The 19,643-nt window shown below is 64.0% G+C and carries 13 protein-coding genes; 12 read left to right on the forward strand and 1 reads right to left on the reverse strand.

Going from position 1 to position 19,643, the window contains the following annotated elements:
• The first annotated feature begins 39 nt into the window (after positions 1-39).
• From ahcY to trxA, 7 genes are all read left to right on the forward strand, one after another.
• The gene (gene ahcY, locus KUG85_RS14325; RefSeq protein ID WP_223005669.1) at positions 40-1,440 is read left to right on the forward strand and encodes an adenosylhomocysteinase; all 1,401 of its coding nucleotides are present in this window, start codon (positions 40-42) and stop codon (positions 1,438-1,440) included.
• 203 nt (positions 1,441-1,643) lie between these two features.
• Positions 1,644-4,166, forward strand: coding sequence for a sensor histidine kinase (locus KUG85_RS14330; protein WP_223005864.1), 2,523 nt, complete (start codon positions 1,644-1,646; stop codon positions 4,164-4,166).
• A 9-nt stretch (positions 4,167-4,175) separates the two neighbouring features.
• Positions 4,176-5,684: a tRNA (adenosine(37)-N6)-threonylcarbamoyltransferase complex ATPase subunit type 1 TsaE gene (gene tsaE, locus KUG85_RS14335; RefSeq protein ID WP_223005670.1), complete on the forward strand. Its 1,509-nt coding sequence runs from the start codon at positions 4,176-4,178 to the stop codon at positions 5,682-5,684.
• A complete protein-coding gene (locus KUG85_RS14340; protein WP_223005671.1) occupies positions 5,681-6,418 on the forward strand; it encodes a nucleotidyltransferase family protein in 738 nt (245 codons plus the stop codon). The genes tsaE and KUG85_RS14340 overlap by 4 nt, the downstream gene beginning before the upstream one ends.
• Complete coding sequence (addB, locus tag KUG85_RS14345; protein ID WP_223005672.1) at positions 6,408-9,533, forward strand: double-strand break repair protein AddB; 3,126 nt, start codon at positions 6,408-6,410, stop codon at positions 9,531-9,533. Before KUG85_RS14340 ends, addB begins: the two co-directional genes overlap by 11 nt.
• Positions 9,530-13,054, forward strand: coding sequence for a double-strand break repair helicase AddA (addA, locus tag KUG85_RS14350; RefSeq protein ID WP_223005673.1), 3,525 nt, complete (start codon positions 9,530-9,532; stop codon positions 13,052-13,054). The genes addB and addA overlap by 4 nt, the downstream gene beginning before the upstream one ends.
• Before the next feature lie 74 nt (positions 13,055-13,128).
• Positions 13,129-13,452: a thioredoxin gene (trxA, locus tag KUG85_RS14355; RefSeq protein ID WP_007009092.1), complete on the forward strand. Its 324-nt coding sequence runs from the start codon at positions 13,129-13,131 to the stop codon at positions 13,450-13,452.
• Positions 13,453-13,718: 266 nt separating this feature from the next.
• On the opposite strand, the gene KUG85_RS14360 is transcribed toward trxA, so the two are convergent.
• On the reverse strand, positions 13,719-14,525 hold the full coding sequence (locus tag KUG85_RS14360; protein ID WP_065816732.1) for an undecaprenyl-diphosphate phosphatase: 807 nt from the start codon (positions 14,523-14,525) through the stop codon (positions 13,719-13,721).
• Between the two features lie 139 nt (positions 14,526-14,664).
• On the opposite strand from KUG85_RS14360, the gene KUG85_RS14365 reads away from it, so the two are divergent.
• The 5 genes from KUG85_RS14365 to KUG85_RS14385 all read left to right on the forward strand — a co-directional run bounded on the left by KUG85_RS14365 (position 14,665) and on the right by KUG85_RS14385 (position 19,641).
• Positions 14,665-15,357 (forward strand): glutathione S-transferase family protein, encoded by a 693-nt coding sequence (locus KUG85_RS14365; protein ID WP_007009090.1) that lies wholly within the window; start codon positions 14,665-14,667, stop codon positions 15,355-15,357.
• Positions 15,357-16,487: a tRNA epoxyqueuosine(34) reductase QueG gene (gene queG / locus KUG85_RS14370; protein WP_223005674.1), complete on the forward strand. Its 1,131-nt coding sequence runs from the start codon at positions 15,357-15,359 to the stop codon at positions 16,485-16,487. The genes KUG85_RS14365 and queG overlap by 1 nt, the downstream gene beginning before the upstream one ends.
• Complete coding sequence (locus KUG85_RS14375; RefSeq protein WP_223005675.1) at positions 16,484-17,368, forward strand: SDR family oxidoreductase; 885 nt, start codon at positions 16,484-16,486, stop codon at positions 17,366-17,368. Before queG ends, KUG85_RS14375 begins: the two co-directional genes overlap by 4 nt.
• 74 nt (positions 17,369-17,442) lie before the next feature.
• A complete protein-coding gene (gene mepA, locus KUG85_RS14380) occupies positions 17,443-18,486 on the forward strand; it encodes a penicillin-insensitive murein endopeptidase (protein WP_255606412.1) in 1,044 nt (347 codons plus the stop codon).
• Positions 18,487-18,612: 126 nt separating this feature from the next.
• The gene (locus KUG85_RS14385) at positions 18,613-19,641 is read left to right on the forward strand and encodes a glucokinase (protein WP_223005676.1); all 1,029 of its coding nucleotides are present in this window, start codon (positions 18,613-18,615) and stop codon (positions 19,639-19,641) included.
• The last annotated feature ends 2 nt before the right edge of the window (positions 19,642-19,643 follow it).

The raw sequence follows: 19,643 nt of genomic DNA on the forward strand, positions 1-19,643 counted from the left end.
CTGTGGCGCCCGAATTCATGAAAATCGGAGAGTACGCCAATGAGCGCTGACAAGGATTTTGTGGTCACCGACATTTCCCTGGCCGACTGGGGACGCAAGGAAATCGAGATCGCCGAAACGGAAATGCCGGGCCTGATGGCCTGCCGCGAGGAGTTTGGCAAGGAACAGCCGCTCAAGGGCGCGCGCATCTCCGGCTCGCTGCACATGACGATCCAGACCGCCGTTCTGATCGAAACGCTGAAGGCGCTCGGCGCGGATGTGCGCTGGGCCTCCTGCAACATCTTCTCCACGCAGGATCACGCTGCAGCGGCCATCGCCGAGAGCGGCACGCCGGTCTTCGCCGTCAAGGGCGAGACGCTCGAGGAGTACTGGACCTACACGGACCAGATCTTCCAGTGGACGGATGGCGAACCCTCCAACATGATCCTGGATGATGGCGGCGACGCCACCATGTATATCCTCATCGGTGCCCGCGCCGAGGCTGGCGAGGATGTCCTGTCCAACCCGGGCAGCGAGGAAGAGGAAGTCCTGTTTGCGCAGATCAAGAAGCGCATGGCGGCAACGCCGGGCTTCTTCGCGCGCCAGAAGGAAGCCATCAAGGGCGTGACGGAAGAGACCACCACCGGTGTGAACCGTCTCTACCAGCTTCAGAAGAAGGGCCTTCTCCCCTTCCCGGCAATCAACGTCAACGATTCCGTGACCAAGTCGAAATTCGACAACAAATATGGCTGCAAGGAATCGCTGGTCGATGGCATCCGCCGCGCCACCGACGTGATGATGGCCGGCAAGGTGGCGGTGGTCTGCGGCTATGGCGATGTCGGCAAGGGCTCGGCCCAGTCGCTCGCCGGTGCCGGTGCCCGCGTTAAGGTGACCGAAGTCGATCCGATCTGCGCCCTGCAGGCCGCCATGGACGGTTTCGAGGTCGTCACGCTGGATGATGCCGCCCCCACCGCCGACATCGTGATCACCACGACCGGCAACAAGGACGTCATCACTCTCGATCACATGCGCAAGATGAAAGACATGGCGATCGTCGGCAATATCGGCCATTTCGACAATGAGATTCAGGTTGCAGCCCTGCGCAATCTCAAATGGACGAACATCAAGCCGCAGGTGGACATGATCACCTTCCCGGACAACAAGCGGATGATCCTCCTGTCCGAAGGCCGTCTTCTCAATCTCGGCAACGCCACGGGCCACCCGAGCTTCGTCATGTCTGCGTCCTTCACCAACCAGGTTCTGGCGCAGATCGAGCTTTTTGTGCGTGGCGAGCAGTACAAGAACGAGGTCTATGTCCTGCCGAAGCATCTCGACGAGAAGGTCGCGCGCCTGCATCTCGACAAGCTGGGCGCTCAACTGACCACTCTGTCGGAAGAACAGGCCTCCTATATCGGCGTCACGCCGCAGGGGCCGTTCAAGCCGGAACACTACCGCTATTAAGCAGAATTAACTAAGACACAAGATATTGATACCGGGCCATTGACTTTTGGTCCGGTATTATTTTTGTCACGCGTCCTTCTTCACGGCGATTCGCTCACGCGGTACAGTGCTGTGATTCGCGAGGCGGCTGACCTTCCGGGCTGTGAGCCTGGCGAAAGGAAGGGGCGGTCTTGCCAGATCATGCGGCGGAGAAGGAACAGGACATGCCGGGGCTGGACCCGCTGAGCGGCGGATCTACGGGCCCTAGGGGCCGACAGCGCAAAGCGGGCATCATGCGGGGACTGGTGCGGTTTCTGACGCTGACGACAAGCGTGGCAGTGCCATCCGTGGCGGCCGCGCAGACCACTGCACAGCTTGCACCGGGCATTTCCGTCACGGCTGTCGATGTCATCCAGCTCGCGGTTTTCGTAGGTGTCATGGGCGCCGCCTTTCTTTCCGCCATCTGGCTGATCCGGCAGCGCGCCCGCATCGCTTCTGAAAATCTCGAACTGCGTGCACGCATCGCCGAGCTGAGCGGCGCTCTTGGCCGCTCCGAAGCCCTCCTCAATCTCAGGGATCAGCGGGCCGTTGTCTGGGACGGCGGATCGGACAGGCCGGCGATCGTCGGCGATCTTCCGCCCGGCTGCGGCGCCCCGGACGAACGCTCGGCATTTCTCGCCTTCGGGCGCTGGATGATGCCGCGCTCGGCTTCAGCGCTTGACCGCGCACTCGCCACGCTGCGCGAAACCGGCGAGAACTTCGATCTGACCATCGAAACCCGTTCCGGCACGATGATCGAGGCACAGGGGCGAAAATCCGCCCAGCATACGGTTCTGCGCTTCGTTTCGCTCGCCGGCGTGCGTGAAGAGCATGCGCGGCTTCAGCTCGAGCAGGGCAATCTTCTGTCGGAACGTGCGACGCTTCTGGGATTGATCGACGCGCTCGACATGCCGTTCTGGCTGCGCGACAAGGCTGGCCAGCTCGCATGGGTGAACCGTGCATTCACGGGCGCGGTGGATGCGTCCACCGGCGATGCGGTTCTGCGCGAACAGCTCGAATTCCTGCCCATGTCGGCGCGCGAGGAAATCACAAACCGGCATCGGGAAGCCAATGAGGTCTTCCGGCAATCGCTTTCGGCGGTCGTTAGGGGCGAGCGGCGGGTTTTTGCGGTCACGGACTATGCGGGCATGCATGGGTCTGCGGGCATCGCGGCGGATGTCAGCGAAGTGGAATCGATCCGCCGGGAGTATCAGAGCACGGTCCAGAGCCACTCCGACACGCTCGACCAGCTTACCACGGCGGTGGCGATCTTCGACGAGAACCAGAAGCTGCGCTTCTTCAACCAGTCGTTCCAGAAGCTGTGGGATCTCGACACCCCTTTCCTCGAAAGCAGACCCGACAACGCCCTGTTGCTCGACCGGCTGCGCAGCGAAGGCACGCTGGCCGAACAGCCCGAGTGGCGGCGCTGGAAGGAAGGGCTCCTGTCCGCCTATCGCAGCATGAAGCCGCAGGAGCACTGGTGGCACCTGCCTGACGGGCGCACCATCCGCGTGATCGCCAATCCGCAGCCCAAGGGTGGCGTGACCTGGGTGTTCGAGAACCTGACGGAGAAATTCGATCTGGAAAGCCGCTACAATGCGGCAATGCGGGTGCAGGGCGAAACGCTCGACAATCTCACCGAAGGTGTTGCGGTGTTCGGCCCGGATGGACGTCTGCGCCTTTCCAACCCCGCCTTCCAGCGCATCTGGAACCTGCCGGACCAGCTCGTTACGCCCGAAGCGCACATCGCCGATATCCGCGCGGTGTGCGATCCGCTCGCCAAGGACAGTCCATGGCGCGGCTTCGTTGCCTCCGTCACGGGTTTCGATGACGAGCGGCGCAGCCAGCATGGCCAGGTGGAGCTTTCGAATGGCTCGGTATTGAGCCACGCCACAATCCCGCTGCCCAACGGTCAGGTGATGATCACGTTTGTCGACATGACCGACAGCGTGAACGTGGAACGCGCGCTGAAGGAGAAGAACGACGCGCTGCAGAAGGCCGACAAGCTGAAAAACGATTTTGTCCAGCACGTCTCCTACGAGCTGCGTTCGCCTCTGACCAACATCATCGGCTTTACCGAACTCCTGAACCTGCCGGAGACGGGACCGCTGAATCAGAAGCAGCGGGAATATGTGGACCACATCGGGTCGTCTTCTTCCGTGCTTCTCACCGTGGTGAACGACATTCTCGATCTTGCGACGGTCGATGCCGGCATCATGGAACTGGAAATCGGCGAGGTGCGGGTCGGCGACATGGTCGAGACGGCGGCCGGGTTGATCTCGGAACGTCTGCGCGAGCACCAGATTCGCCTCGATGTGCAGATGGATGATGCCACGCTCGTTTTCCATGCGGACGAAAACCGCGTGCGGCAGGTTCTGTTCAACCTGCTCTCCAACGCAGCCAATTACGCACCCGAGAACGGCACGATCCGCCTCTCCGCGCGCCAATATGACGATGCGGTCGAATTCCGCGTCCACGATGACGGACCCGGCATGGCGCCTGATGTGCTCGAAACGATCTTCAAACGCTTCGAGCCGCATGTTAATGGCGGGCGCAGGCGTGGTGCGGGCCTTGGCCTCTCCATCGTCAAGAGTTTCGTCGAGCTGCATGGAGGCTCGGTTCACATCGACACGGGCGAAGGGCGCGGAACCACGGTAACCTGCCGTTTCCCCTCCGCGCCGACACAGGCGCGGGTCGCCGCAGAGTAGCCAAACCGTATGACAGCACGCGTTCTGGAACGCTTCCTGCCGGATGAAGACGCAACCACGCTTTTCGGCGAGGACATCGCCGTGGCGCTGCGGCCCGGCGATATTCTGGCCCTGAAGGGCGATCTCGGTGCCGGCAAGACGACACTTGCCCGCTCCATCATCCGCGCCTTGGCCGGCGATGCGGAGCTCGATGTTCCAAGCCCCACCTTCACGCTGGTGCAGAGCTACGAAGCGCGCATCCCCGTGCATCATTTCGATCTCTATCGGCTGGCCGATCCCGACGAGCTGGAAGAGCTTGGCCTTTTCGAGGCGACGGAAGAGGGTGTTGCACTCGTGGAGTGGCCGGAACGCGTAGGCGACCGGCTCGCCGGTGCGATCCGCCTTGAGCTTCACGACAGCGGTGAAGGCCGGCTTGCGGTGATTGCCGGGCCGGAGGAGGCAATGCTTCGGTTGGAGCGCAGCTTCGCCATCCGCGATTTCCTCAACAACGCTGGAGAACTGCGCGCCCATCGCGCCTTCCTTCTGGGCGATGCCTCGCTGCGGGCCTATGAGACGGTGACCACGCGGCTTGGCGCCCGCCGCATCCTGATGAACGCGCCCGAGCGGCGCGACGAGCCGCTGCTTGAGTGCGGTCGCCCCTATAGCCAGGTCGCGCACCTGGCCCAGTCGGTCGCCGCTTCCGTGGCCACGGCAAATGCCATTCGTGCGCGCGGTTTCTCGGCCTATCAGGTCTATGCGCAGGATCTGGAAACCGGACTTCTCCTGACCGAACATCTCGGCGAGACACCGTTTCTTTCGCCCGAAGGCGAGCCGGTCACTGAGCGCTATGTGGAGGCTGCGCGCCTCCTCGCCGCTCTTCACCGCGACGCATGGCCAAAAGAGATGCCGGTCAACGATCAGCTTGTCCATGAACTGCCGCCCTATGACCGCGAGGCGCTTGGCATCGAGGTGAGCCTCCTGACCGACTGGTACATGCCGTTCATGGCCGGGCGCCCCGCAAACGATGCGGAACGCGCGGGCTATATGGAGCGCTGGAACCGGCTGTTTGCACGCCTTGAGCATTTCGAAAAAAATCTCGTCCTGCGCGATTTTCATTCGCCAAACCTGATCTGGCGGGCGGAGCGCGAAGGGTTCGATCGGCTGGGGCTGATCGACCTGCAGGATGCGGTGTGCGGGCCGGCGGCCTATGACGTCGCCTCATTGGCGCTCGATGCCCGCGTGACCATGCCCGAAGCGCTGGAGCGCGCTGTGGTGGAGGCTTATTGCGCTGCCCGCGCCGAGCAGGGGCCGTTCGACCGCGAAGCTTTCGACGAGGCCTATGCGATCTGCGCCACGCAACGCAATTCAAAGCTGCTTGGCACCTTCGTGCGGCTGGAGCAGCGCGACCATAAGCCTTTCTACATCAAGCACCTGCCGCGCATCCGCGCCTATCTCCGCCGCGCAATGAGCCATCCCGTGCTGGATGAGCTGCGCGTGTTCTACGAAGAAGCCGGTTTCCTGAGCGGAGACGAGGCATGAGCGGAACAGTCCCGAAAAAGGCGATGGTGCTCGCCGCCGGGCTCGGCAAGCGCATGCGCCCCATCACCGACACCATGCCCAAACCGCTGGTGAAGATCGCCGGACGCACGCTGATCGACCGGGCGCTCGACATGCTGGAAGGTGCGGGCATCGAAACGGCCGTGGTGAACGTGCACTACCGCGCCGACCAGATGGAAGCGCATCTGGCAGGCCGCACCGCGCCGAAGATCGTCATTTCCGATGAGCGCGCACAGCTTCTGGATTCGGCCGGTGGCGTCATCCGCGCCCTCCCGCATCTTGGTGATGCGCCCTTCTTCATTCTCAATGCCGATACGTTCTGGCTTGAATCTGGCACGTCCAATCTCGAGCGCATGGCCCTTGCCTGGGAGCCTGAGACCATGGATATTCTCCTCATGGTTGCAGACACCGAACAGGCGACAGGTCATTCCGGCTCGACCGATTACCGAATGGATGCGCAAGGCCGCCTCACCCGTGATCGCGGCGTGGAGGGCGGTGTCATCTATGCCGGCGCGATCGTGCTTCACCCGCGCATCTTTGCCGGTGCCGGCAACGAGCCCCAGTCTCTCAATTCCTATTTCGATGCAGCCGAGGCCACGGGCCGGCTTTTCGGTATGAGGATGGACGGCGCGTGGATCACCGTCGGAACGCCGGATGCCATCGCGCCCGCCGAAGCGGTGGTGATGAAGCACGCCGGGAAGAGCGATGCTGGCTGAAGATAGAAGCCGCGTCTTTTCCATCCCCCCCGGCGTCGGCTTTCTGGAGACGCTTGTCGAAGCCCTGTTTGAGGGCAGGCTCGTGCCGGGCTTTCGCCACACGGGCGATCCGCTGGCCCTGGCCGATGTCACCATCTATCTGCCAACCCGCCGTGCCGCGCGCGCCCTGCGCGATGTCCTGCTTCGAAAGCTCGATGGGCAATCCGCCATCCTCCCCGTCATTCGCCCGCTGGGCGAGTTCGATGAGGAGGCCGCGCTGTTCGATACAGAGGGTGCCACCGCGCTCGATCTTGCCCCGCCGATAGAGGCGCTGGACCGCATCCTGCTGCTGGCACCGCTGGTGCAGGCGTGGAAGGCGCGGCTGCCCGGCCATGTGGCGGCATTGTTTGAGGAAGGTGTCGTGGTGCCGGCTTCGGCGTCGGATTCCATCTGGCTCGCGCGTGATCTGGCCGGCTTGATGGACGAGATCGAAACCGAGGAAGCTGACTGGACGAAGCTTGCCAGCCTCGCGCCCGATGCGCTGGCGCATTGGTGGCAGGTGACGCTCGAATTCCTGCAGATCGTCACCGCCCATTGGCCAAAGCTGCTCGAAGAGCTCGACCGTTCCAACCCCGCCGCGCATCGAAACGCGATGCTGGCGGCGGAAGCCGCACGCCTCAAGGCCCATGCACACAAGGGCCCGGTCATCGCCGCCGGTTCCACCGGCTCCATTCCGGCGACAGCGCGGCTTCTCGCGGCAATCGCCGGGTTGGAAAACGGTGCCGTGGTTTTACCGGGCCTCGACACGCGGCTCGACGCACGTGCCTGGGAGGCGGTGGGCGATGCAGACGAGCCGTCCGCCTTCGGCCATCCGCAGGCAGGGCTGAAGAAACTGCTTTCCGCCATCGGCATCACGCGCGAAGAGGTGGTCGAGCTTGGCGAGCCTGCCCCGCCGCTTGCCCTGCGCCGCGCATTGGTCAGCGAAACCCTGCGCCCTGCCGAAACCACGGATGCCTGGCTCGAAAATCAGGCGCTTGCAGCCGATGCGACGGAAGGGGACGCGCTTTCCGGCGTGACCCTGGTCGAGCCCGCAAACGAGCGTGAGGAAGCGCTCTCGATAGCCGTTGCGCTGCGCCTGGCCTTGACCGACGAGAATGCAACGGCGGCACTCGTCACACCCGATCGCGGTCTTGCGCGGCGTGTCGCGGTGGAACTGCGTCGCTTCGGCATCGAGGCGGATGATTCCGGCGGCACGCCGCTCGCCGACACCCCGCCGGCAACGCTCGCCCGGCTGCTGCTGGAAACCGTGTTCCGCCCCGGCGAACCCATCGCCATGGTGGCCCTCCTCAAGCATCCCTTGCTCCAGCTGGGGCTGAAACGCGCCAACGTGCGCCGCGCCGCCGAGACCATCGAGCTAGTGGCGCTGCGCGGCGGCACGGGTCGGCCAGACATCGCCACGCTCGATGCGCTCTTTGAAACACGCTGGGAAGCGATTGAACGCGACACGCGCAAACCCTTCTGGTTCCCGCGCGTCAACGCCGCCGCACTGGCCGAAGCGCGCGTCGTGCTCGGTGCCCTGGTCGAGGCGCTGCGCCCACTGGCTGCGCTTCGCGGGCAATCGGGCATCGGCGTGCCCGAGATGGCGCGCAAGACAGTCGAAGTTCTCGAAGCACTCGGCCGGTCCGAAGACGGCAGCCTCACCAACTACTATGACGGCGAGCGCGGGCAGGCCATGGCCGCCTTCCTGCGCGGTCTGGTGGGTTCGCAAACGACCCTGCCCTTCGATGCCGCCGAGTGGCCGGCGGTCTTTGCCGCGCTCATCGCCACCGAGGTGGTCAAACCCACCATGGGTGCAGACAGGCGCGTCGCCATCTGGGGCACGCTCGAAGCGCGGCTTCTGCATGTCGACACGATGGTTCTGGGCGGCATGAACGAGGGCACCTGGCCTGCCATTCCCTCCTCCGACCGCTTCATGTCGCGCCTGATGAAGGCCGAGCTTTCGCTGGAGCCGCCGGAGCGCCGCATCGGCCAGGCCGCGCATGATTTCATGATGGCGATGGGCACGAAGAATGTGGTGCTGACACGCGCCGCCCGCGCCGGCGATGCACCGGCTGTCGCTTCGCGCTGGCTGCAGCGCCTCACGGCATTTGCCGGCAAAGATGTTGCCGAAACCATGCGCGCCCGCGGCCGGGAGCTGATCGCATGGGCGCGTCTTCTGGACGACAGGCCGGACGAGGATTTCGCTCCCCGGCCCGAGCCAGCGCCGCCTGTCGAGGCGCGCCCCACGCGCTTCTCCATCACCGAGATCGAGACACTGCGGCGCGATCCCTATGCCGTCTATGCCAAGCGCATTCTGGCGCTCGTTGCGCTCGACCCGCTGATCCGCGATCCGGGTGCCGCAGAACGCGGCAATCTCTTCCATGATGTTCTGGAGCGCTTCATCAAGGAGGTGGAAGACCCGACGGCCCCCGACGCGCTCGACAGGTTGATCGCCATTGGCCGCGAGCTCTTTTCCGAAGCCGGTCTACCGCAGGATGTGGCAACGGTCTGGTGGCCGCGCTTCGAGCGCACGGCGGCCTCCGTCGTCGAATGGGAGCGCGGTCGCGCCGAAGGCATCGCAAGGCGCCATGCCGAAATTCGCGCCTCGGCCATCGAGGTGGCAAAGCTCGGCCTCACCCTTTCAGGCCGCGCCGACCGCATCGACATCCGCGCCGATGGCAGCGCCGAAATCCTCGACTACAAGACCGGCGCCTCGCCGTCGCGCCGGCAGGCGCACACGCTTCTTTCCCCACAGCTTGCGCTGGAAGCGGCGCTGCTTCAGCGCGGCGCGTTCGCCGATATAGGCCCCGCCGAGCCTGGCGACCTCGCCTATGTGCGGCTCAAGGCCAATGGCGAGGTGGTGCCTGAATCCATCCTGCGCATGAAGGACAGCGACAAGACCGCGCCCGGCATGGCCGAAGAGGCATGGGAACGGCTGGGTCAACTTCTCGCCCATTATCACAAGCCTGAGACGGGCTATCGCTCGCGCGTCCTGCCCTTCCGCGAGGGCGATGTGGATGGCGATTACGACCATCTGGCGCGCGTGCTCGAATGGTCTGCCGGCGGCGATGCGGGCGAAAGTGGAGGGGACGAATGAAAAAGTTTCCCTTCATCCCCGAAGACACGATCAAGGCGCAGTCGCTTGCAGCCGACCCCGCCACATCGGCCTGGGTCTCGGCCAATGCCGGCTCCGGCAAGACCCATGTGCTTGCCCAGCGCGTGATCCGGCTTCTGTTGCAGGGGGCGGACCCCTCCAAAATCCTCTGCCTCACCTACACGCGCGCTGCCGCTGCCAACATGGCCAACCGCGTGTTCCGCGACCTTGCCGGCTGGAGCCTCCTGCCCGACGAAGCGCTGTCCGATGTGATCGCAAAGATGGAGGGCAAGGCGCCCAACCGTGAAAAGCTTGCCCGCGCGCGGCGGCTTTTCGCCCGCGCGCTGGAAACGCCGGGCGGTCTGAAAATCCAGACGATCCACGCCTTCTGCGAGGCGATCCTGCACCAGTTCCCGCTGGAGGCAAACATTGCCGGCCATTTCGAGCTGCTCGACACGCAGATGGAGGAGGCGCTGCTTGCCGAAGCGCGGCGCGATCTTCTTTCCGGTGCGGCCGGCGAGGATGGCGCGCTGGCCGAAGCCTTTGCCGAGGTGCTGGAGCGCGGCGGCGAGAGCGGCTTGCAGGAGCTATTGTCCGAGATCATCGCCCGCCGCGACGGCTTGCGCGCCTTCATTGATGAAATCGGCAACGACCCGGTGCCCTACAGCGCCCTGTTCGAGGAGTTCGATTTCGCAGTCGATGACACGGCAGCATCGATTGCCGCCTCCATCTGGCCGCTTCCGGGCTTCGATGCCGGTGCGTTTCGTGCCTTCGTGGCGGAGGCTGAGGCCGTCGACGCCAAAACCGTTTTGAAGAGCATCGTGCCCGATGCCAGCCGCGCCTTCGAGGAGGCGGACTCGCTGCGCCGGCTCGACCATCTGCGCAAGGGCTTTTTGAAGGCCGATGGCGGTGTCTATGGCGAGAGCACCTTCAAAAAGGCGCTGCGCACTGCCCTGCCCGACATTGTCGAGCGCTATGGCGAGGCGGCGGAGGCAATCCGCAATGCCGCCGACCGCGTGGCGCTCTTCCGCATGCTGGAGGCAACGCGTGCGGCCCTTGTCATCGCAGATGGCATGATCGCCCGCTATGAGCGTCTGAAACGCGCGCGCGGCTTTCTTGATTTCAACGATCTCATCATGCGCACCATCCGGCTTCTGGCCCGTGCCGATGCCGGACCATGGGTTCAGTACAAGCTCGACAAGGGCATCGACCATGTGCTGATAGACGAAGCGCAGGACACGAGCCCCGAGCAGTGGCAGATCGTGCGCCTTTTGGCGGAAGAGTTCTTTGCCGGCGAAAGTGCGCGCGAAGGCCTCCTGCGCACCATCTTCGCCGTGGGCGATGAAAAACAGTCCATCTACTCGTTTCAGGGTGCGGAGCCGGCTGCCTTCGGCGAGAGCGGCCGCGCGTTCGAGAAAAAGGTGCGCGAGGTCGAGCGCCGTTTCGAGCGCCTGCGCCTGCGCTATTCCTTCCGCTCCACCGAGGATGTGCTGCGTGCCGCCGATCTCGTGTTCTCGAAAGCCGATGTGGCGCAGGGGCTGACGCATGATCCCGAGCCGATCGAGCATCTGGCCGTTCGCGCGGGCCAGCCCGGCTATGTGGAAGTCTGGTCGCCCATCGCGCCGGTCGCGGTGGACGAGCCGGAAGACTGGACGGAAGCCATCGACCACGCCTCCGCACCCGCTGTGCGGCTGGCCGAAACCATCGCACAGACCGTCGAGGACTGGATCCGCAATGGCGAGATCATCGAAGGCACCGGCAAGCGTCTCACGGCGGGCGATGTGCTTGTGCTCGTGCGCAAGCGCGACCGTTTCGTGCACGCGCTCTCGCGCAGCCTGAAAAACCGCCACATCGATGTTGCCGGCGCGGACCGGCTGCGGCTCACCGCACACATCGCCGTGCAGGACCTGATCGCGCTCGGCCGCTTCCTTCTCCAGCCGCATGACGATCTGTCGCTGGCAGCAGTGCTGAAAAGCCCCCTCTTCGGCATGGATGAGGAACGCCTCTTCCGTCTGGCCTGGAACCGCGGGCGCGCCGTTCCGCTGTTCGATGCCATGCGTGCGCAGGCGCTGTCAGATCCGGCCGTGGCCGGCATGGTCGAGACCCTGCAGACCTGGCAGAACGAGGCGGCGTTCAAGCCGGCTTTCGAGTTTTATGCGGGCCTTCTCACGGGCACACGCGAGCGGGAGGGCGCGCGCCGGCTTTTTGTGGCGCGGCTCGGCCATGAGGCCAATGACATTCTCGACGAGTTCCTCTCCTTCGCGCTCGCCGGCGAACGGGCGGGGCTCAACGGGCTCGAAGCGCTGCTTTCGGCGCTTGAAGGGCAGGCGCCGGAAATCAAGCGCGAGATGGACCAGACGCGAGACGAGCTGCGCATCATGACGGTCCATGCCGCCAAGGGTCTTGAGGCGCCGGTGGTGTTTCTGGTCGATCCGGGCAGCGCGCCCTTCGTCTCCCAGCATCTGCCCAAGCTCATGCCCTTCGCGCCGCGTGGCGAAGGCTGGCAGGGCAAGGGTTTCCTCTGGCGCGCCGGCAAGGATGTTTCCAACACGGTGGCGGCCACCTTCGAAGCCGATGCAAAGATCAAGGCGGAGGAAGAATACCGCCGCCTCCTCTATGTGGGCATGACGCGTGCCGAGGACCGGCTGATCGTCTGCGGCTATCACGGCCAGCGCGAGCCCCAGGAATTGACCTGGCTCAATGTCGTGCGCACCGCGCTTTCGGGAGCCGACCGGGTGGAGGAACGGGCGAGCCCCGCAATCTGCGCACCGGTCTATCGCTATCGTGTGAGCGATGCTCCGGCGGTGAAACCCGATATGGAAGAAGCTGTCCAAGCTGCGCCCGAAACCGCGCTTCCCGAAGCCCTGCTCACGCCGCCGCCCATGCCGGTCGATCTGCCGCGCCCGCTTTCGCCGTCGCGTGCTGGCGCTCTGATCGAAGCTGATTACGAGCCGGTCCCTTCACCTCTTTCTCCCGTTCTCGACGAGGCGCGCAAGCCGGGCTTTGCCATCCAGCGCGGTTTGGCGGTTCACAAGCTTTTGCAATTGTTGCCCGAATGCCCGCAGGAAGAGCGTGAGGCCGCAACGGGCCGCTATCTCGATCGTGTGGGCGGCACCTGGAGCAGCGAAGAGCGGCAGGCAGTCTGGCACTCGGTTCGCGCGATCCTTGAGGACACGCGCTTCGCGCCCATCTTCGCACCCGGGTCCCGCGCAGAAGTTTCGGTCATGGGCGAACTCGCGCTTGGCAAACGCCGTCACGCCGTCTCCGGCAAGATCGACCGCTTGGCCGTCACCGATGATGCGGTGCTGATCGTCGATTACAAGACCAACCGCCCCGCGCCAAAATCGCTGGAAGAAGCACCCGCCCCCTATGTCGCGCAGCTTGCGCTCTATGCGGAGCTTCTGAAACCGCTTTATCCCGGGCGCAGGATCGAGGCTGCGCTTCTGTTTACCGAAACGCCGGTGCTGCTGCCGGTTCCCGCCGAACGTCTGGCAGACGCGCTTGAACGACTCACGCGGGCGTGACACAAGAGAGCTTGACGCGACCCCGCGCCACCACCACATGTGGTGTGACCGATTTGCCGATAAGGAGAATTCCCATGGCCACCGTGAAGGCGGACAAGAACAATTTCCAGTCCGACGTGCTGCAGGCGTCCGAGCCCGTGGTTGTCGACTTCTGGGCCGAGTGGTGCGGCCCGTGCAAGATGATCGCGCCCGCGCTGGACGAGATCGCTGCCGAGCTTGGTGGCAAGGTCAAGATCGCCAAGGTGAACATTGACGAGAACCCGGAACTGGCCGCGCAGTATGGCGTGCGCTCGATCCCGACCCTCATGATGTTCAAGGGCGGCGAAGTGGCCGACATGAAGGTCGGCGCCGCACCCAAGACGGCGCTTTCTGCGTGGATCAACGGTGCCGTTGCCTAAAACGTCGCCTGCAGAGACATGAAAAACCCGGCCTCGCGCCGGGTTTTTTGTTGGATGGATTGCATCGACGTGGTGCGTGGTTCGACAAGCTCACCATGAGGGAGGTAGATGATTGCAGTTCCTGTCCGTAACCTCACCGAAGCAGGCTTTTCCGCGATGCTCCACTTCCCTCATGGTGAGCTTGTCGAACCACGCACCACGCTGCTGCCATAAAATCGAGGCGGAACAATCTGAAAACCGGATTCCACACTTCGATTTCGGCAGGCTCAACCCCACACAAGCAGTGCGATCAGCCCGACACTGCCCACGAGCAGCCGCCACCAGCCAAACAGCGCATAGCCGCGCCGCGATACGTAGCCAAGCAGCCAGCGCACGACCATAAGCGCGGCAAAGAAGGCGGCGATGAACCCGATGGCGATGATCTTCACATCGGCTGCCGATAACAGGTCGTAATTCTTGTAGAGATCATAGGCGAAGGCGCCGGTCATGGTCGGCATGGCGAGGAAAAACGAAAACTCCGCCGCCGAGCGCTTGTCCGCGCCCATAAGCAGCCCGCCGACGATCGTCGCACCGGAGCGCGAGGTGCCCGGGATCATTGAAAGGCACTGGAACAGACCGATGCCAAGATACATGGACAGCGGGAACTTCGTGATGTCGTGATAGCGCGGTTTCGTTGCCCAGCGATCCACCCAAAGCAGCACAAAGCCGCCCAGAATGAGCATCACGCAGATCAGAAGCGGTGTTTCAAAGAACACGGTCTTGATGATCTTGTAAGCCAGAACGCCGATCACCGCAGCCGGCAGAAAGGCGATCAGAATGCCGATGACGAAGCGCCGCGTTGCCGGGTCGCGCGGCAGGTCGATCAGCATCTGCCAGAGCCGCGCCGCATAGACGCTGAGAATTGCGAGGATGGCGCCGAGCTGGATCAGAACCTCGAAGGCCTTGCCGGTGGATTTGAAACCGAGGAAATGGCCGGCGAGCAGGATGTGCCCGGTGGAGGAGACGGGAATGAACTCCGTCAGTCCTTCGAGGATGCCAAGAAGGAGCGCCCCCACGATGGTCTGATCCGTCATGTTCGCTCCTCAATCAAGGCTTGCTTGTCAGCAGATAAGTCTCCCCCTATAGCTGAGGGAAGAACTCGCAGAATCAGGTAATCGAAGGATTACCGTCACGGCCATGAAATGGCCAGAGCCTTCCTCTAGAAGCAGACGCATGCTGACGCTCTTTCACCATCCCCTTTATGCTTCCTGCCGTTTCGTGCGGCTTTCCTTTGGCGAATATGGCGAGGAACTCGCCCTGATCGAGGAACGCCCCTGGGCGCGCCGCGAGGAGTTTCTCACGCTCAATCCGGCGGGCACGATCCCCGTCCTGCTTGCCGAGGGCGACCATCCCATTGTCGGTGCAACCGTTATCGCGGAATATCTCGATGAGACGCGTGGCGCGCTGAAGCGCGACAAGCGTCTGATGGCCGAGGATTCCGTCGACCGCGCGGAAATTCGCCGACTTGTCGAATGGTATCTTCTCAAGGCCGACGCCGACGTGACCCGGCATCTGGTGCGTGAGAGGGCGCTGAAGCCGCAGATGGCGGGGTCGGAAGGTGGCGGTTCGCCGGATTCGGCAGCCATCCGCGCTGCCCGCACCAATGTGCGCCAGCACATGAAATACACCAACTGGCTTGCCGGCACGCGCGACTGGATGGCCGGCAAAAGACTCTCCTATGCGGATCTCGCTGCCGCGGCCACGCTCTCGGTGCTCGACTATCTGGGCGAGATCGAGTGGCGTGACTATCCGGCAGCGCGCGACTGGTACACCCGCATGAAATCGCGCCCCTCTTTCCGCTCCATTCTGGCTGACCGCGTGCGTGGGCTTTCCCCCGTCTCTCACTACGCGGATCTGGATTTCTGATGAAAAGCGCGCAGGCCGACAGGCTTCGCGCGTTCGTCGAAAAGGAGGCGCGCGCGCTGGGCTTCGATGCCGTCGCCGTGGCCTCGGCAGAGCGTGCCCCCTCGCGTGCGGCCGAGCTTGGCCATTTCCTGAAGGAAGGCCGGCACGGCAGCATGCAATGGATGGAGGAAACGGCGGACCGCCGCGCCCATCCGCGCGATCTGTGGCCGCAGGCGCGCTCTGTCATCATGCTGGGCATGAACTACGGCCCGGACGAAAACCCACTGGAGATTCTGGAGCGTCGGGACCGGGCGGCAATCTCCGTTTATGCGCGCAACCGCGATTATCACGATGTCATCAAAGGCCGGCTGAAACAGCTTGCCGGCAAACTCGCCGCCCGCACCGGCGAGGATGTGAAGGTGTTCGTCGACACCGCGCCGGTGATGGAAAAGCCGCTGGCCCGCGAGGCCGGCCTCGGCTGGCAGGGCAAGCACACCAATCTTGTCAGCCGCGAGTTCGGCTCCTGGCTGTTTCTCGGTACCGTCTTCACCACCGCAGAGCTTGCCCCGGATGCACCGGAGCGCGACCATTGCGGCTCCTGCCGCGCCTGCCTCGACATCTGCCCGACCAGGGCCTTTCCGGCCCCCTACCAGATCGATGCACGACGCTGCATCTCCTACCTCACCATCGAGAACAAGGGTCCGATCCCGCGCGAATTCCGCGTCCCCATGGGAAACCGCATCTATGGCTGTGACGACTGCCTCGCCGCCTGCCCGTGGAACAAGTTCGCTCAAGGCGCCGCCGAGGCGAAGCTTCAGGCGCGCGAGGATCTGAAGGAACCGCCGCTGTCCGCGCTTCTGGAGTTGGACGATGCCGGTTTTCGCACATTGTTTTCCGGCTCACCGGTCAAGCGCATTGGCCGCGACCGTTTCATCCGAAATGTGCTGATCGCGGCGGGCAATTCCGGCGAAGCCAGCCTGGTTGACCCGTGCAGGCGCCTCGCCGAAGATGATGCGCCGCTCGTGCGTGGCGCGGCCGTCTGGGCGCTGTCCCGACTTCTGGACGACAAGGCCTTCCGGGCAATCGAAACCCGGCTGCGCCCGCAGGAAACGGATGCACAGGTGCAGGCTGAATGGGACGGGCGATCATGACCAAGAAATTTTTCATCTTCGGCGCAGGCTATTCCGGCCGGGCCATCGCCCGCGAGGTCGCCAGCGAAGCCGCCCTGGTGGCCGGCACCACGCGCAGCGCCGGGAACGCCGAAAGACTGAAGCACGCAGGCATCGTGCCCTTTCTGTTTCAGGACACCGTTTCTCCCGATGTGAAGGAAGCGCTGGCCACCACCACGCATCTCATCGTCAGCGTCGCACCGGATGCGGCGGGCGATCCCGTATTGATCGCCGCCCGCGAGATCATTTCCGGCGCCATGCCCGCGCTCAAATGGATCGGCTATCTCTCCACCGTTGGCGTTTACGGCGATCACGGCGGTGCCTGGGTGGATGAAACGGCGCCCTGCGATCCAGTCTCGGATCGCTCGAAACAGAGGCTCGTTGCGGAGAACGACTGGCTTCAGCTTGGCGAGGAGCTCGGCCTCCCGGTAGCCATCATCCGCCTGTCCGGCATCTACGGTCCGGGCCGCAACCCCTTCTGCAATCTCGAGGCCGGCAAGGCGCGGCGCATCGTCAAGCCGGGCCAGGTGTTCAACCGCATTCATGTCGACGACATCGCGGGCGCGACGGCCCATCTCGCGCGCCGTTTCGAAACGGGCATCTTCAATGTGACCGATGATGCTCCCTCGCCCCCGCAGGACGTGGTGGCATATGCGGCCGCACTGGCCGGACAGGCCGCCCCGCCGGAAGTTGCCTTCGAAGATGCCGGTCTCTCCCCCATGGGTCGGTCGTTTTACGGCGAATGCAAACGTGTCTCGAATGCGCGCCTCAAAAGCACGGGCTACCGGATGCGGCATCCGGATTATCGCGCAGCGCTCGAAACCATGTGGGCGGATGAAAGCTGGCGCGCAGAAGAATCGTAAACGACGGCGGTAAGCGAATCGCAAGCTGTGCTATGATTCGATAATCGCGGGGGTAGGCTCACAACGAGGAAGCGATGCGATTCCAACGGACTCTGAAACTGGTGGCCATGGCCCTGCTGGGACTTTCCACCACGGTTGCCGCCGTTCAGGCCGAACCTCTCGCCAAGGAGCTGTTCGGAGCCAAGAAGCTCCCCGCCGCCACCAGGCCGGCAGCCTATGGCTTCTATTCGAAAGGGTGTTTTTCCGGCGGTGTCGCCATCGCGCGTGACGGGCCGCACTGGCAGGCCATGCGCCTCTCGCGCAATCGTCGCTGGGGGCACCCGGTCCTCATCTCCCTGATTGAGCGCCTGTCGCGGGAAGCCGCGCAGGATGGCTGGCGCGGCCTTCTCGTCGGGGATATTTCGCAGCCGCGTGGCGGCCCCATGCTCACGGGTCACGCCTCGCATCAGATCGGCCTCGATGCCGACATCTGGTTCACGCCGATGCCGGCGCAGCGCATGAGCGTGGCCGACCGCGAACGCATCAGCGCCATCTCGATGCTGAAAAAGGATTCGCTCTACGTGGATGACCGCAAATGGACCCCGGCTCATGAAGCGGTCCTGCGGCGTGCGGCGAACTATCCGGAAGTGGAGCGCATTCTGGTGCATCCCGGCATCAAGAAAAAGCTCTGCGACACGGTGCGCGGCGATCGCTCCTGGCTCAGCAAGGTCAGGCCATTCTGGGGACATCACTATCATTTTCATGTCCGCATCGGCTGCCCAGCCCGCTCCACCGGCTGCAAGCCGCAAAGCCCGCCGCCGCGCAGCGAGGGATGCGATGATTCACTCGCCTGGTGGTTTACCGACGAACCGTGGAAGCCGGCAAAGGGCCCGGCCAAGCCGAAAGCCCGCGACGTGATGACCATGGCGGCCCTGCCCTCCGCGTGCCGCGCCGTGCTCGATGCGCCGAATCCCGCTTCGGAAGCCGCGGTCACCGTTGCCGGCCAGGGCGGTGTTCCGCAGGCCGCCGCAGCGGATCTGCCGGCACTCGGCTATCAGGCGGTCAGCCCCGCAAGTGTCCTGTCCGCGATGCCTCCGGCTCAGGTGCCGAGGCCGAGCAACCGGCCCGGATTTCAGTAGAACCGCCCGGCATTGAAGTGGTGGGCGCGTCGACTTTTTGCCGCCGATGCGCTTGCCTTCCGCCTTCAACCGATTTAATCCGCTTTAACCTGGTCTTTGGAGCGGCAAATCGTCAGAGTCTGTGCCATGCATTTCAAGAATGAGAACGATACAGCCCTGCGATTTCCCGTTCTGATCGGCGACATCGGCGGCACCAATGCGCGCTTTGCCATCCTGGTGGACTCCAACGCCGAGCCCAAAGCCTTTCCCGTGGTGCAGACCGCGGACTACGCAACCATCGACGAAGCCATCCAGAGCGCCATCCTCGACCGCACCTCCATCATCCCGCAATCGGCGGTGCTGGCGGTGGCCGGTCCGGTGGAGGGCGACGAGATCGACCTCACGAATTGCGACTGGGTGGTGCGCCCCCGGAAGATGATGGAGACGATGGGCTTTAGCGACATCATCGTCATCAATGATTTCGAGGCGCAGGCGCTGGCCGTGGTGGCGCTCGATGACGACAATCTTGAGATGGTCTGCCCCGGCACATCGCAGCCCACGGGCAGCCGCGTGGTGCTTGGGCCCGGAACGGGGCTCGGCATGGCCGGGCTTGTTCATGCGCAACACACCTGGTTTCCTGTGCCGGGCGAAGGCGGGCATGTGGATCTGGGCCCGCGCACCGGGCGCGATCTGGAAATCTTCCCGCATCTGGAGCGGATCGAGGGCCGTGTCGCCGCCGAGCAGATCCTGTGCGGGCGCGGCATGGTCAACCTTTACCGCGCGATCAACGCTGCCGACGGCACGAAACCCGTTCACGAGACGCCGGCAGAGATCAGCAGCGCCGGGCTCGACGGGTCCGATCCCGTGGCCATGGAAACGCTCGATCTCTTCGTGACCTATCTGGGGCGGCTGGCCGGTGACATGGCGCTCATCTTCATGGCGCGCGGCGGTGTCTATCTGAGCGGCGGCATTGCGCAGAAGATCGTTCCGACGCTCAAGAATGGCCATTTCAGGGCGGCATTCGAAGACAAGGCGCCCCACAGCGCTCTGGTGAAAGACATCCCCGTTTATGTCATCACCCATCCAAAGGCCGCTCTTGTCGGCCTCGCCGCCTATGCGCGCACTCCGGTCCGTTTCGGCATCGAAACCCAGGGGCGGCGCTGGAAGGCCGCATGAAA

The organism is Nitratireductor rhodophyticola (assembly GCF_019891355.1).
Lineage (GTDB): Bacteria > Pseudomonadota > Alphaproteobacteria > Rhizobiales > Rhizobiaceae > Nitratireductor > Nitratireductor rhodophyticola.

Bases quoted from the DNA above. Each gene is read 5' to 3' on its own strand.
- ahcY (WP_223005669.1), top strand. From the start codon at position 40: ATGAGCGCTGACAAGGATTTTGTGGTCACCGACATTTCCCTGGCCGAC.
- KUG85_RS14330 (WP_223005864.1), top strand. From the start codon at position 1,644: ATGCCGGGGCTGGACCCGCTGAGCGGCGGATCTACGGGCCCTAGGGGC.
- tsaE (WP_223005670.1), top strand. From the start codon at position 4,176: ATGACAGCACGCGTTCTGGAACGCTTCCTGCCGGATGAAGACGCAACC.
- KUG85_RS14340 (WP_223005671.1), top strand. From the start codon at position 5,681: ATGAGCGGAACAGTCCCGAAAAAGGCGATGGTGCTCGCCGCCGGGCTC.
- addB (WP_223005672.1), top strand. From the start codon at position 6,408: ATGCTGGCTGAAGATAGAAGCCGCGTCTTTTCCATCCCCCCCGGCGTC.
- addA (WP_223005673.1), top strand. From the start codon at position 9,530: ATGAAAAAGTTTCCCTTCATCCCCGAAGACACGATCAAGGCGCAGTCG.
- trxA (WP_007009092.1), top strand. From the start codon at position 13,129: ATGGCCACCGTGAAGGCGGACAAGAACAATTTCCAGTCCGACGTGCTG.
- KUG85_RS14360 (WP_065816732.1), bottom strand. From the start codon at position 14,525: ATGACGGATCAGACCATCGTGGGGGCGCTCCTTCTTGGCATCCTCGAA.
- KUG85_RS14365 (WP_007009090.1), top strand. From the start codon at position 14,665: ATGCTGACGCTCTTTCACCATCCCCTTTATGCTTCCTGCCGTTTCGTG.
- queG (WP_223005674.1), top strand. From the start codon at position 15,357: ATGAAAAGCGCGCAGGCCGACAGGCTTCGCGCGTTCGTCGAAAAGGAG.
- KUG85_RS14375 (WP_223005675.1), top strand. From the start codon at position 16,484: ATGACCAAGAAATTTTTCATCTTCGGCGCAGGCTATTCCGGCCGGGCC.
- mepA (WP_255606412.1), top strand. From the start codon at position 17,443: ATGCGATTCCAACGGACTCTGAAACTGGTGGCCATGGCCCTGCTGGGA.
- KUG85_RS14385 (WP_223005676.1), top strand. From the start codon at position 18,613: ATGCATTTCAAGAATGAGAACGATACAGCCCTGCGATTTCCCGTTCTG.